Source organism: Streptomyces sp. NPDC087310, assembly GCF_044744405.1.
Taxonomy (GTDB): Bacteria; Actinomycetota; Actinomycetes; order Streptomycetales; family Streptomycetaceae; genus Streptomyces.
The window spans coordinates 18,157-31,414 of sequence record NZ_JBIUYF010000010.1 but is presented as its reverse complement, the minus strand read 5'-3'; the positions used below and the strand labels follow the sequence as shown (position 1 = coordinate 31,414).

Annotated in this window: 10 protein-coding genes and 1 riboswitch; of the genes, 5 read left to right on the top strand and 5 right to left on the bottom strand. The window is 69.7% G+C overall.

Annotation, left to right across the window (positions count from 1 at the left end):
• Window positions 1-44: 44 nt before the first annotated feature.
• The 4 genes from ACIO3P_RS33215 to ACIO3P_RS33200 all read right to left on the bottom strand — a co-directional run bounded on the left by ACIO3P_RS33215 (window position 45) and on the right by ACIO3P_RS33200 (window position 4,899).
• Complete coding sequence (locus tag ACIO3P_RS33215; RefSeq protein WP_401851246.1) at window positions 45-1,562, bottom strand: glycoside hydrolase family 3 protein; 1,518 nt, start codon at window positions 1,560-1,562, stop codon at window positions 45-47.
• An 8-nt stretch (window positions 1,563-1,570) separates the two neighbouring features.
• Complete coding sequence (locus tag ACIO3P_RS33210) at window positions 1,571-2,482, bottom strand: carbohydrate ABC transporter permease (RefSeq protein ID WP_401851248.1); 912 nt, start codon at window positions 2,480-2,482, stop codon at window positions 1,571-1,573.
• Window positions 2,479-3,471, bottom strand: a complete 993-nt coding sequence (locus tag ACIO3P_RS33205) for a carbohydrate ABC transporter permease (RefSeq protein ID WP_401851250.1) — start codon at window positions 3,469-3,471, stop codon at window positions 2,479-2,481. Before ACIO3P_RS33205 ends, ACIO3P_RS33210 begins: the two co-directional genes overlap by 4 nt.
• Window positions 3,472-3,615: 144 nt before the next feature.
• Window positions 3,616-4,899 (bottom strand): extracellular solute-binding protein, encoded by a 1,284-nt coding sequence (locus ACIO3P_RS33200; RefSeq protein WP_329829316.1) that lies wholly within the window; start codon window positions 4,897-4,899, stop codon window positions 3,616-3,618.
• Window positions 4,900-5,139: 240 nt separating this feature from the next.
• On the opposite strand from ACIO3P_RS33200, the gene ACIO3P_RS33195 reads away from it, so the two are divergent.
• From ACIO3P_RS33195 to ACIO3P_RS33175, 5 genes are all read left to right on the top strand, one after another.
• Entirely contained in the window at window positions 5,140-5,904 is a 765-nt protein-coding gene (locus tag ACIO3P_RS33195) for a GntR family transcriptional regulator (RefSeq protein WP_329829689.1), read from the top strand.
• 179 nt (window positions 5,905-6,083) lie between these two features.
• Window positions 6,084-8,303: a carbon starvation CstA family protein gene (locus ACIO3P_RS33190; RefSeq protein ID WP_401851252.1), complete on the top strand. Its 2,220-nt coding sequence runs from the start codon at window positions 6,084-6,086 to the stop codon at window positions 8,301-8,303.
• Complete coding sequence (locus ACIO3P_RS33185) at window positions 8,300-8,542, top strand: YbdD/YjiX family protein (RefSeq protein ID WP_329829313.1); 243 nt, start codon at window positions 8,300-8,302, stop codon at window positions 8,540-8,542. Before ACIO3P_RS33190 ends, ACIO3P_RS33185 begins: the two co-directional genes overlap by 4 nt.
• A 125-nt stretch (window positions 8,543-8,667) precedes the next feature.
• A riboswitch (cobalamin riboswitch) is annotated at window positions 8,668-8,810 on the top strand.
• Window positions 8,811-8,954: 144 nt separating this feature from the next.
• Window positions 8,955-11,405, top strand: coding sequence for a ribonucleoside-diphosphate reductase subunit alpha (locus ACIO3P_RS33180; RefSeq protein ID WP_329829311.1), 2,451 nt, complete (start codon window positions 8,955-8,957; stop codon window positions 11,403-11,405).
• Entirely contained in the window at window positions 11,405-12,427 is a 1,023-nt protein-coding gene (locus ACIO3P_RS33175) for a ribonucleotide-diphosphate reductase subunit beta (protein WP_329829309.1), read from the top strand. The genes ACIO3P_RS33180 and ACIO3P_RS33175 overlap by 1 nt, the downstream gene beginning before the upstream one ends.
• Before the next feature lie 71 nt (window positions 12,428-12,498).
• Here the strand turns inward: ACIO3P_RS33175 and ACIO3P_RS33170 are convergent, their stop codons facing one another.
• Complete coding sequence (locus ACIO3P_RS33170; RefSeq protein ID WP_329829307.1) at window positions 12,499-13,248, bottom strand: SDR family oxidoreductase; 750 nt, start codon at window positions 13,246-13,248, stop codon at window positions 12,499-12,501.
• Between the last annotated feature and the right edge of the window lie 10 nt (window positions 13,249-13,258).

The following is a 13,258-nucleotide window of genomic DNA, read 5'->3' as shown; positions in this document are numbered from 1 at the left end:
GTCCGGGGCTGAGCCCCGGACCCCGCCGCACTTCTGAGTCCCCCTCACCCCCGCCCCGCGATGACCTCCGCCGCCGCCTCGGCGCAGACGCGGGCCGCGCCGTGGGTGGCGATGTGGAGGGCTCCCCTCGGTGGGGCTTCGTTGAGGCCCATCTCGACCACCACCGTGTCCGGGCGGGCCGTGAGCAGGGCGTCCAGGGTGGCCGACATCCAGGGGTGGCGGTGGGCGTCGCGGACCACCGCTACCGGGGTGCGGTCGCCCGCCCCCGTGAGGATGCGGGTCGCCAGGGCGTCCGGGGACGGCGCGTTTCCGTACGTGGCCGTCTGCGTGCCCGGGAGGAGGCGGGAGAGTTCCGCCGCCGGGCCCCAGGGGGTTTCCTCGCCGACCGCGATGTTGGCCACCGGGGTGAGGGTCGCGACGTACGGGGCCCGGGTGAGCGGGGCGGCCGCGCCTGTGACGCGCAGTGCCCGGCGCGCCGCCAGCAGGCCGATCGCGGGGCCGGGCGCGGTCCCCTCCTGTGTGGCCGCGCCCGGCCCCGAAGCCGTCCTGGCCCGACGGGTCCAGTCGGCGAGTCCGCGCACCCGCGCGGCCGCGTCGGCCAGTCGCTCCTCGGGCAGTTCACCGCTGTGTACCGCGGCCACCAAGGCGTCCCGCAGTCGCAGTACGGTGCCCTCGTCCGCCAGGCCGCCGCCGACGCAGATGGCGTCGGCGCCCGCCGCGATCGCGAGGACGGAGCCGCGCTCGATCCCGTACACCTCGGCGATGGCCTGCATCTCTATGCCGTCGGTGATGATCGGGCCCTGGAAGCCCAGTTCCTCGCGCAGCAGTCCGGTCAGGATCCGCGGGCTCAAGGTCGCCGGGCGTTCGAGGTCGAGCGCGGGGAGCAGGATATGCGCGCTCATGACCGATTGGGAACCCGCCGCGACGGCCGCGCGGAAGGGCAGCAGGTCGCGGGCGTGCAGTGTGTCGAGGTCCACGTCGATGCGGGGCAGCGCGTGGTGCGAGTCGACGGCCGTGTCGCCGTGGCCCGGGAAGTGCTTGACGCAGGCGGCGACCCCGGCGGACTGGAGCCCCTCGACGTACGCGGCGGTGTGCCGGGCCACCAGTTCCGGGTCGGCGCCGAAGGACCGTACCCCGATGACCGGATTGTCCGGGTTGGAGTTGACGTCGGCGGAGGGCGCCCAGTTGAGGTTGACCCCGCACGCGGCGAGCCGCCGGCCGAGCTCGTGGGCGACGTCGCGGGTGAGGTCGGTGTCGTCGACGGCCCCGAGCGCGTGGTTGCCGGGGAAGGACGAGCCCTGCCGCACTTCGAGGCGGGTGACGTCGCCGCCCTCCTCGTCGATCGCGACGAGGAGGTCGTCCCGCTCCTCCCGCAGCCGTCGGGTGAGCGCGGTGAGTTGTTCGGGGGTGGCGATGTTACGGCCGAACAGCCCGACCGAGGTGAGGCCGGCGCCGATCGCCCGCAGCAGCCACTCCGGCGCCGTGGTGCCGGCGAAGCCCGGCTGGAGGACGGCGAGGGCGTCACGGGTGAGGGTGTCCGCACGGGACATGGTTGTGGTCATCGGTCGCTCTAACCCTTCACTGCGCCGGCTGTGAGACCCGCCGCCATCTTGCGCTGGACGAGCAGGAACAGAATCACGATGGGCACGGCCATCATCGTGGAGCCCGCCATCATCGGGGCGAACTCGGTTCCGTGTTTGGTGGAGAAGTTGGAGAGCCAGACGGTCGCGGTCTGGTTCTGCTGGCTCATCAGCATGAGCGCGTACAGGTACTCGTTCCATGCCTGGATGAAGCCGTACACCGAGGTGGCGACCATGCCGGGTGCGAGCAGCGGGAAGACCACCCGGATGAAGGCGCCGGTGCGGCTGCATCCGTCGACCATCGCCGCCTCCTCCAGCTCCTTCGGGATGTTGACGATGAAGCCGCGCAGGGTCCACACCGTGAAGGGGAGGATGAAGGTGAGGTACGTGATGACCAGGCCGGAGAGCTTGTCGTACTGGCCGAGGTCGTTCAGCAGCAGGAAGACCGGGATGATCATGGCGACCAGCGGGACCATCTGTACGGCGAGGATCCCGACGATCACGACCTTGCGGCCCCGGAACGCGAACCGGGAGATGGCGAGCGCGGCGAGCAGCCCGACCGCGACGCCGATGACGACCACGACGGACGAGACGAGCAGGGAGCGCCCGACCGGCCCCCAGAAGTCGGCGATGTCCAGCGCCCGGCGGAAGTTGTCCAGGGTGAACGTACGGGGGAAGAAGTGCGGGTCGGGGTCGATGGCGTCGCCGGCCGGTTTGAACGCCGTGTTCAGCATCCAGTAGACGGGGAAGCCGAGGACGACGAAGACGAGCACGCCGAGCACGTTCCAGCCGGCCTTGCTCCTGCCCTTGACCTTGCTCTTGCTCTTGCTGGGGGCCGTCTGCCGGGGGGTTCCCTCACGGGCTCCACCCGCCGTCATGGTGGCCGGGGCCGAAGCGCTCACTCCACCTCTCCGATCTTGAGCATCTGGCGCATGTAGACCGCGATCACACCGAGCAGGAGCAGGACCGTGAGCAGCGCGATCGCGGACCCCTGGGAGTAGTCGTTGACGACGAACGCCTTGTCGTACGAGTAGGTGGTGAGGAGCTGGAACTCCGCCTCGGGGTGGCCGTTGCGCATCACGAACACCTGCGGGAAGACGCCCATGTCCCAGATCACCGAGAGCGTCGCGAGCATCACGATGACGGGCTTGAGGATCGGTACGGTGACATGGCGGAAGACGCCCCAGGCGCCCGCCCCGTCGAGCCGCGCGGCCTCCTCCAGCTCCGCGGGTACCTGGGTGAGCCCGGCGGTGAGGGTGATGGCGACGAACGGTACGGCGCCCCAGACCACCAGCAGCATGATCACGGCGAGGCCCTGCGGGCCGCTGGCGAACCAGTTGTGGCCGATGAGGTCGACGCCGGGGATCCGGGACAGCACCCAGTTGAGGACGCCGTAATCGGTGTCGAACATCCACTTGAAGATGGTGACGGCGACCAGGATCGGCATGCCCCAGCTCGCCACCAGGGCGATGTTGATCAGGGCCTTCACCCAGCCGGAGACGCGCTGCTGGAGCAGGGCGATGAGCATGCCGAGCACCATGGTGAGGATGACGGCTCCGGCCGCGAAGACGATCGTACGGAGGACGACCGCCCAGAACTCCCCGTCGCCGAGGATCGCGGTGAAGTTGTCGAGGCCCGCGGACTCCGGGGCCTGGAACCCCCAGAGCTGGGGCTGCCCGAACTTCTGGAAGGAGAGGGTGACCAGCCGCGTCAGCGGGTAGCCGAGCACCAGCGCGAGCACGGCCAGGCAGGGCGCGAGGAGCAGCCAGGGTACGGAGCCCCCGCCGGCGCCTTGGCTCCGGCCCTTGCCGGGTCTCTTCCCTGGCCCGGCGCTCCCCGGCGGGTCGCGCCGTACCGGAGGTTCACCGGCCGTCGTCGGGGTCGTCGTCATCTCCATGGCACTGCCACCGGTACTCGTAGGGGCACTGGCACTGGCACTCATCGCGCGCTCCTCAGCGGGCCGGGCGGGGGCTCCCGTCCGGCAGATCGCCCGGACAGCGGCGGATCGTGCCGGACGGGAGCCCCCGCCCTCAGGTCACTTGGTGTTGATGACCTTGTCGATGGCGGCGTCCGCCTCCTTCGCGGCCTCCGCCACCGGCTGCTTCCCGGTGGCGATGGACTGCAGCATCTTCTGGAGCACCTGGGCCTTCTCGACCTGGCCCCAGCCCGGCGCCATCGGCACGAACCAGCTCGACTCGGCCGCCGTCGCCGGGACCGCGGTCGCCGGGTCGCTCTTCAGCGTCGCGAGGTCGGTCTTGTTGTTCGGCAGGTTGCCCTTGCCCATCAGGCCCTTCTGGCCCTGGGCGCCGGTGAAGGCGTTGATCCACTCGGCGGCGGTGGCCTGCGCCTTCGACTTGACCGGTACGGCCAGGTCGGAACCGCCCAGGAAGACAGGCATGTTGGAGCCGGACGGACCCGGCATCACGAAGTTCTCCAGGTTGCCCTTGAGCTTGCCGGTCTTGTCGCTCTTCGGGTCCTCGGCGGTGGCGCCCTCCCAGGCGGCTCCGAAGATCATGCCGGACTGGCCCTGGCCGTACACGATGTAACGGTCGGACTCGTCCTTGGTCTTGTCCGCGTGCATGTACGCGTCGAGGACCTTCTTGTACTCCGTCAGCCCCTTGAGGGACTCGGGCGAGGAGAGGTTCGCCTTGAACGTGCCGCCGCTGTCCTCGGCTATGGAGCCGCCGGCGTCGTACACGAAGGACATGGCCGCGTACCAGTCGCGCGAGGGCTGGTACCAGGCGCTGAACTTGTCGCCCTTCTTCGCCTGGATCTTGTCGAGTCCGGCGGTCAGTTCGGCGTACGTCTTCGGTACGGCGGTGACCCCGGCCTCCTTGGCGACGTCCTTGCGCCAGTTGGCGACGCGGCCACCGGCGTAGTACGGCACGCCGTAGGTCTTGCCGTTGTACGTCACCGACGACTTGAGGCCGTCGAGCCAGGTGTCCGCGTTGTCGAACTTCGCGGGGTCGAGCTCGGCGAAGGCGCCCTTCACCGTGTAGCCCAGCATCTCCGTGTTGCCCATCTCGACGACGTCGGGGGCCTTGTCGGTGGCGAGCACGGCGTCGAGCTTGGTGTTCTTGTCGGGCCAGCCGTAGTACTCGTGCTTGATCTTGATGCCCGGGTGCTTCTTGACCACGGCGGCGTCCGCGGCCTTGACCAGCTCCGGCCAGTTGTTCTGGGCGTCCACCGTCAGCCAGACGGTGAGTTCCTTCGCGGAATCTCCCCCGGCCGCCCCGCCCTTCGGGTCGTCGGAACCACAGGCCGCGAGGCCGATCACCATGCCTGCGACGCCGACCGCCGCGATGAGCTTGCGCTTCACGCCACCCTCCTCAGGGACACTGCAACCCCCCCTGGTCCAATTAATGGTTTAGACCAGTAGGGGGGAGCTTGGCCTAGACCTTTAGGGGTGTCAAGGGTGTATAAGAAGGGCAGTCGTGTCCGTTATCGGACCGACACCTGAGCGAGGGCGACGCCTCGTGGCAGGACCGTGCCACCATGTGAGCCGCGACAGACGGAGGAGCCGGTGACGGCAGCAGCGCAGGAGTCGGGAAGGCAGGCCATGGCCACGGACGGGGTCGGTACGGAGACCGAGGGCGGACCCGCCACCCGTACGGCCCGCGTACCCAAGTACTACCGCTTGAAGCGGCACTTGCTCGACATGACGGAGACGCTGCCGCCCGGGACACCCGTACCCCCGGAGCGCACCCTGGCCGCCGAGTTCGACACCTCGCGGACGACCGTGCGCCAGGCGCTCCAGGAACTGGTCGTCGAGGGCCGGCTCGAACGCATCCAGGGCAAGGGCACCTTCGTCGCCAAGCCCAAGGTCTCCCAGGCCCTCCAGCTCACCTCGTACACCGAGGACATGCGCGCCCAGGGCCTCGAACCGACCTCCCAACTCCTCGACATCGGCTACGTCACGGCCGACGACACCCTCGCGGGACTCCTCGACATCACCGCCGGCGGACGCGTACTGCGGATCGAGCGGCTGCGGCTGGCGAGCGGCGAGCCGATGGCCATCGAGACCACGCACCTCTCGGCGAAGCGCTTCCCCGCGCTGCGCCGCTCACTCGTCAAGTACACGTCCCTCTACACGGCGTTGGCGGAGGTGTACGACGTCCATCTCGCCGAGGCCGAGGAGACGATCGAGACGTCCCTCGCCAACCCGCGCGAGGCCGGGCTGCTCGGTACGGACGTGGGCCTGCCGATGCTGATGCTGTCGCGCCACTCGCTGGACGCGGCCGGCGAACCGGTGGAGTGGGTACGGTCGGTCTACCGCGGCGACCGCTACAAGTTCGTGGCGCGCCTCCAACGCCCGCGCCCGTGACGTAGGACCGGGCCGGGGGCCCGGTCCGGAACCCGTGACGAAAACCCGCCACCCCCGCATAAACCCACCGGGCGCGGGCACGTAACGTACCGGGATATGGGCTGGTGGTGGCGTGTCCCGGGATGGTCCCCTAGATTTCCTGCGCATTAAGCAGGTGACCAGTGAGGGGACGACTCGCCATGCCAGAGCCCGCACCGACCGAGGCGCCGTCGACGGACGACCGGCCGAAATCCATACGTGGTCTCACCCCGAGATCCATCCTCGTCTGGGCACTGGTCGCCCTGGTGGGCGCGGCGGGCTGGGCGGTGCTCGCCCTCTCCCGGGGCGAGGAGGTCTCTGCCGCCTGGATGCTGGCCGCCGCCCTCGGTTCGTACGCGATCGCCTACCGCTTCTACTCCCGTTTCATCGCGAACCGGGTCCTCAAGGTCGACAAGACCCGGGCCACCCCGGCCGAACGGCTCGACAACGGGGTCGACTTCCACCCCACCGACCGGCGCGTGCTGTTCGGCCACCACTTCGCGGCCATCGCGGGCGCCGGGCCCCTGGTCGGCCCCGTACTCGCCGCGCAGATGGGGTATCTGCCCGGCACCATCTGGATCGTCGCGGGCGTCATCTTCGCCGGCGCCGTCCAGGACATGGTGACGCTGTTCTTCTCCACCCGCCGCGACGGCCGTTCCCTCGGCCAGATCGCCCGGGACGAGATCGGCCCCTTCGGCGGCGCCGCCGCGCTGATCGCCGTCTTCATGATCATGATCATCCTGCTGGCCGTGCTGGCACTGGTCATCGTCAACGCGCTGGCGCACTCGCCGTGGGGCGTCTTCTCCATCGCCATGACCATCCCGATCGCCCTCTTCATGGGCGTGTACCTGCGGGTGCTGCGCCCCGGTCGGGTCACCGAGGTCTCGCTCATCGGGGTGGCGCTGCTGCTGCTCGCCATCGTGGCGGGCGGCTGGGTCGCCGAGTCCTCGCTCGCCGACACCTTCACGCTGGAAGCCGGCACCCTGGTCATCTGGATGATCGCGTACGGCTTCCTCGCCTCCGTACTCCCGGTGTGGATGCTGCTGGCGCCGCGCGACTACCTGTCGACCTTCATGAAGGTCGGCACGATCGTGCTGCTGGCGCTGGGCGTGGCGATCGCGCTCCCGACGCTGAAGATGGACGCCGTCACCGAGTTCGCGAGCCGCGGTGACGGTCCGGTCTTCGCCGGGTCCATGTTCCCGTTCGTCTTCATCACCATCGCGTGCGGCGCGCTCTCGGGCTTCCACTCCCTGATCTCCTCGGGCACGACGCCGAAGATGGTCCAGAAGGAGACCCAGATCCGGATGATCGGTTACGGCGCGATGCTGACCGAGTCGTTCGTCGCGATCATGGCGCTGATCGCCGCCTGCATCATCGACCCGGGCCTGTACTTCGCGGTCAACTCCCCGGCCGGTGTGATGGGCGGTACGGTCGAGTCCGCGTCGCAGGCGGTCGCCAACCTCGGTTTCACCATCTCGCCCGACCAGCTCGCCCAGGCGGCGAAGGACGTCGAGGAGACCAGTCTGCTGTCGCGCACCGGTGGCGCGCCGACCTTCGCCCTCGGTATGGCGGAGATCTTCTCGTCCGTCGTCGGCGGCACCGCCATGAAGGCGTTCTGGTACCACTTCGCGATCATGTTCGAGGCGCTGTTCATCCTCACCACGGTCGACGCGGGGACCCGTGTCGGGCGCTTCATGCTCCAGGACATGCTCGGCAACGTGTACAAGCCGATGCGCCAGGTGAGCTGGAAGCCGGGCGTCTGGTTCGCCAGCGCGGTCGTGGTCGGCGGCTGGGGCTACTTCCTCTGGGTCGGCGTCCATGACCCGCTGGGCGGCATCAACCAGCTCTTCCCGCTCTTCGGCATCGCCAACCAGCTCCTGGCGGCCGTGGCGCTCGCCGTCTGCACCACGCTGCTGGTCAAGTCCGGCCGTCTGAAGTGGGCCTGGGTGACAGCCGTGCCGCTGGCCTGGGACGCGGCCGTCACCCTCACCGCGAGCTGGCAGAAGATCTTCTCGGGCGACCCGAGGGTGGGCTTCTTCACCCAGCGCGACGTGTACCAGTCGGCCATCGACCGGGGCGAGGTGCTGGCCCCGGCCAAGACCATGGACGACATGCACACCGTCGTCACCAACTCCACGGTGGACGGGGTGCTCTCGGCCCTCTTCGCGGTCCTCATCCTCGTGGTCATCGCGGACGCGGGACGGGTCTGCTTCAAGGCGATCCGCGACCCGGAGTCCGTCCGGCTGGTGGAGGCCCCGTACACCGAGTCCAGGATCGTCGCCCCGGCCGGCATGATCCCCACCAAGGAGGAGAAGGCGGAGCTGGCCGCCGCCGAGGCCACGGCGCGGGAGAGCGTCCCGGCGGGGACGGGCCCGGCATGACCTGGCTCCGGAGCCAGGCCCGGAGTCGGAGTGGGAGCCGGGTGGAGCGGGTACGGCAGGTGGCCCGGCGGGTCCGCTGGTACGTGCGGGAGTTCACCGGCGAATCGGCGTACGAGCGTTACGTGGCCCACGCCACCGCCGGTGACCCGGCCGGCCAGGTCATGACCCGCCGCGCCTTCGAACGCAGCCGCACGGACGCCCGTGAGGCCGACCCGCGCGAGGGATTCCGCTGCTGCTGAGCGGTTGTTGAGCGGTTGCTGAACGCTCACGGAGTGCTCGCGGAGTGCTCGCCGGGCGCTCGCCGGGCCGCCGCTGATCTCGTACCGCGGCGACGTACGACACAACATCTGGGGGGTGGCGCACCGCGCGCCCCCCAGATGTATGCTCGACCTCGCTGTCGACGCAGGGGAATCCGGTGTAAATCCGGAACTGTCCCGCAACGGTGTGCTGTGGCGCGCTTTGTCGCGCCCTCCAGTCCGAACACCTGCCGACAGTGCGTCCGGCTCGACCGAACCGGACGCCCAGACGTCCGGGCCTCGCGGTTGGGCCGGTGGACGCGGCGCGGTGTGCCGCCCTGCGAGGGCGGGGTACGTCCGTGCGCGCGGACCCGTGCCTCCTCGTGGCCCAGAGCCGAGCGAGGGAGAGAACCACGTGACCATCGCGCCAGCGGATCCGGTTTCAGTTGTCTCGGAAGCACAGTCCGAGGCACAGTCCGAGCACGGGGCGGCGACCGCCGCCGGGCAGGCCGACGCCCCCGGCACCGCGCTGCTGCGGACCCTGACCGAGCTGACCGCCGATCTGCCCGACGCCGACCCGGGCAGGATCGCCGCCGCCGCGCTGCGTGGCCGCAACGCCCGTTCGGACGAGGCCGAGCTGCGCGAGCTGGCCACGGAGGCGGCGGCCGGGCAGATCTCGGAGGACCCGGCCTACTCCCGTCTCGCCGCCCGGCTGCTCACCCGTACGATCGCCGACGAGGCGGCCTCCCAGGGCGCCGTGTCGTTCTCCGCGTCCATCGCCGTCGGGCAGCGCGAGGGCCTGATCGCGGACCGTACGGCCGCCTTCGTGACGCGCCACGCCGACCGGCTCGACGCGCTGATCGACCAGGACGCCGACGACCGCTTCGGCTACTTCGGGCTGCGTACGCTCTACAGCCGCTATCTGCTCCGGCATCCGCTCACCCGTCAGGTGATCGAGACGCCCCAGTACTTCATGCTGCGGGTCGCCGCCGGGCTCGCCGAGGACGAGAGCGCGCACGCGCTGGACGAGGTCGCCGCGCTCTACCGGCTGATGAGCCGGCTGGACTACCTCCCCTCCTCCCCCACGCTCTTCAACTCCGGCACCCGCCACCCGCAGATGTCGTCCTGCTACCTGCTGGACTCGCCGCTGGACGAGCTGGACTCGATCTACGACCGCTACCACCAGGTGGCGCGGCTCTCGAAGCACGCGGGCGGGATCGGGCTCTCGTACTCCCGTATCCGTTCGCGCGGTTCACTGATCCGGGGGACGAACGGCCACTCCAACGGCATCGTCCCGTTCCTGCGGACCCTCGACTCCTCCGTCGCGGCCGTCAACCAGGGCGGCCGGCGCAAGGGCGCCGCCTGCGTCTACCTGGAGACCTGGCACGCGGACCTGGAGGAGTTCCTCGAACTGCGGGACAACACGGGCGAGGACGCGCGCCGTACGCACAACCTCAACCTCGCGCACTGGATCCCCGACGAGTTCATGCGCCGGGTCGAGTCGGACGGCGTGTGGTCGCTCTTCTCGCCGGTGGACGTGCCGGAGCTGGTCGACCTGTGGGGCGACGCGTTCGACACCGCGTACCGCAAGGCGGAGGCCGACGGTCTCGCACGTAAAACGATCAAGGCCCGTGAGCTGTACGGCCGGATGATGCGCACCCTCGCGCAGACCGGCAACGGCTGGATGACCTTCAAGGACGCGTCGAACCGTACGGCGAACCAGACCGCCGAGCCCGGCCACACCGTCCACTCCTCCAACCTCTGCACGGAGATCCTGGAGGTCACGGACGACGGCGAGACGGCCGTCTGCAACCTCGGCTCGGTCAACCTGGGCGCGTTCGTGGACGCGGCCACCGGCGAGATCGACTGGGAGCGGCTGGACGAGACCGTCGTCACGGCCGTGACCTTCCTCGACCGGGTCGTGGACATCAACTTCTACCCGACCGAGCAGGCGGGCCGTTCCAACGCCAAGTGGCGCCCGGTGGGCCTGGGCGCGATGGGGCTCCAGGACGTCTTCTTCAAGAAGCGGCTGCCCTTCGACTCCCCCGAGGCCGCCGCGCTCTCCACCCGGATCGCCGAGCGGATCATGCTCGCGGCGTACGAGGCGTCCTGCGCCCTCGCCGAGCGCAACGGCCCGCTCCCCGCCTGGTCGAAGACGCGCGCGGCGCGCGGGGTGCTCCACCCCGACCACTACGACGTGGAGCTGAACTGGCCGGAGCGCTGGGCGGCGCTGCGCGCCCGGGTGGCGAAGTCCGGCATGCGCAACTCGCTCCTCCTCGCCATCGCGCCGACGGCGACCATCGCGTCCATCGCGGGTGTGTACGAGTGCATCGAGCCGCAGGTTTCGAACCTGTTCAAGCGCGAGACGCTCTCCGGGGAGTTCCTCCAGGTCAACTCGTACCTGGTGGACGAGTTGAAGCGGCTCGGCGTCTGGGACGCGCAGACGCGCGAGGCGCTGCGCGAGTCGAGCGGCTCGGTGGCGGGCTTCACCTGGATCCCTGCGGAGGTACGGGAGCTGTTCCGTACGGCCTGGGAGATCCCGCAGCGCGGACTGATCGACATGGCGGCGGCGCGTACGCCGTTCCTGGACCAGAGCCAGTCGCTGAACCTGTTCCTGGAGACGCCGACCATCGGGAAGCTCAGCTCGATGTACGCGTACGCCTGGAAGAAGGGGCTGAAGACGACGTACTACCTGCGGTCCCGCCCGGCGACCCGGATCGCGCGGGCGGCCGGCGGGCAGTCGGCGCCGGCCCCCGCGGCCGCTCCCACCCCTGTCCCCGTCCCCGTCCCCGTACAGGCGACCCCGACCGACGAGGCGATCGCCTGCTCCCTGGAAAACCCCGAGTCCTGCGAGGCATGCCAGTAATGACGTCCACCGAATCAGCGGGGAAGAACCTCCTGGACCCGGGCTTCGAGCTGACGCTCCGCCCCATGCGCTACCCGGACTTCTACGAGCGCTACCGCGACGCGATCAAGAACACCTGGACGGTGGAGGAGGTCGACCTCCACTCCGACGTCGCCGACCTCGCCAAGCTGTCCCCCGGCGAGCAGCACATGATCGGCAGGCTGGTCGCGTTCTTCGCGACGGGCGACTCGATCGTCTCGAACAACCTGGTGCTGACGCTCTACAAGCACATCAACTCCCCGGAGGCGCGGCTCTATCTCTCGCGCCAGCTCTTCGAGGAGGCCGTGCACGTCCAGTTCTATCTGACCCTGCTGGACACGTACCTCCCGGACCCGGAGGACCGCGCGGCGGCCTTCGACGCGGTCGAGGAGATCCCGTCGATCCGTGAGAAGGCGCAGTTCTGCTTCCGCTGGATGGACTCGGTGGAGAAGATCGACCGCCTGGACTCGCAGGCGGACCGGCGCCGCTTCCTGCTGAATCTGATCTGCTTCGCGGCGTGCATCGAGGGCCTGTTCTTCTACGGGGCGTTCGCGTACGTCTACTGGTTCCGCTCGCGCGGCCTGCTGCACGGCCTGGCCACCGGCACGAACTGGGTCTTCCGTGACGAGACCATGCACATGAACTTCGCCTTCGAGGTCGTGGACACGGTCCGCAAGGAGGAGCCGGAGCTGTTCGACGACGCGCTCCAGCAGCAGGTCACGGACATGCTGAAGGAGGCGGTGGAGGCGGAGCTGCAGTTCGGCCGCGACCTGTGCGGCGACGGACTGCCGGGCATGAACACGGAGTCGATGCGCGCGTACCTGGAGTGCGTCGCGGACCAGCGGCTCCAGCGTCTCGGCTTCCCGCCGGTGTACGGATCGGAGAACCCGTTCGCGTTCATGGAGCTCCAGGGTGTCCAGGAGCTGACGAACTTCTTCGAGCGCCGCCCGTCGGCGTACCAGGTGGCGGTGGAGGGCACGGTCGGCTTCGACGACGACTTCTAGTCGTACGGTCAGGCGAGTTCAGGAGCGGGGCCGGGGCAGGGGGGTTTCCCCTTGTCCCGGCCCCGGTGCGTTCACCAGGGCAGCGGATGCTGGCTCAGGTCCTCGTCGGCGGTGACGGCCGTGCCCGTCGGGCCGCCGGGCGGCAGGGTCGCCATCCGGATGGGCAGCAGGGCCCCCTCCGCGGCGGTCAGCGCGCCCGCGTGCCCGTTCTGGTCGGTCGCCACGGATCCGGGGGAGACGGCGTTGACGAGAATCCGCTCGGCGCGCAGCTCGTTCGCGTACGTGACGGTGAGGGCGTTCAGCGCGGCCTTCGAGGAGTTGTAGGCCAGCAACTGGGGAAAGGCCCGGTTCGACGCGGCGAGGGACACCGAGCCGAGGTTGCTCGTGAGGTTCACGATGCGTGCGGCCTGGGACCGGCGGAGCAGCGGCAGCATCGCGTTGGTCACGGCCACGACGCCGAACACGTTGATCTCGTAGGTGGCGCGCATCTCGTCGACCGAGGTACGGCTCGGCTTGTGGATGGGCGTGGCGAGCACCCCGGCGTTGTTGACCAGGATGTCGAGCCCGCCGGCCTCGTGGGCGATCGCCTGGGCCGCCGCGTCGACCGACGCCTGGTCGGTGACGTCGAGCTGGACGAATCGCGCGTCGTATCCACGCGCGGCCAGGGTGGAGACGGCCGAGGTCCCGCGGTACGTGTCGCGGGCACCGAGGTAGACCGTCATCCCCATCCCGAGGAGCCCTTCGGCGACCGCGAACCCGATGCCCTTGTTGGCGCCGGTGACCAGGGCCAGCCGCTGCGTGGGACTGATATGAGTATCCATGATCTGCCCA

What these genes read in the sequence shown, in the direction of transcription:
- ACIO3P_RS33215 (WP_401851246.1), bottom strand. Translation starts at nt 1,562, where the DNA reads ATGACCACAACCATGTCCCGTGCGGACACCCTCACCCGTGACGCCCTC.
- ACIO3P_RS33170 (WP_329829307.1), bottom strand. Translation starts at nt 13,248, where the DNA reads ATGGATACTCATATCAGTCCCACGCAGCGGCTGGCCCTGGTCACCGGC.
- ACIO3P_RS33190 (WP_401851252.1), top strand. Translation starts at nt 6,084, where the DNA reads ATGCCAGAGCCCGCACCGACCGAGGCGCCGTCGACGGACGACCGGCCG.
- ACIO3P_RS33175 (WP_329829309.1), top strand. Translation starts at nt 11,405, where the DNA reads ATGACGTCCACCGAATCAGCGGGGAAGAACCTCCTGGACCCGGGCTTC.
- ACIO3P_RS33195 (WP_329829689.1), top strand. Translation starts at nt 5,140, where the DNA reads ATGGCCACGGACGGGGTCGGTACGGAGACCGAGGGCGGACCCGCCACC.
- ACIO3P_RS33185 (WP_329829313.1), top strand. Translation starts at nt 8,300, where the DNA reads ATGACCTGGCTCCGGAGCCAGGCCCGGAGTCGGAGTGGGAGCCGGGTG.
- ACIO3P_RS33205 (WP_401851250.1), bottom strand. Translation starts at nt 3,471, where the DNA reads ATGACGACGACCCCGACGACGGCCGGTGAACCTCCGGTACGGCGCGAC.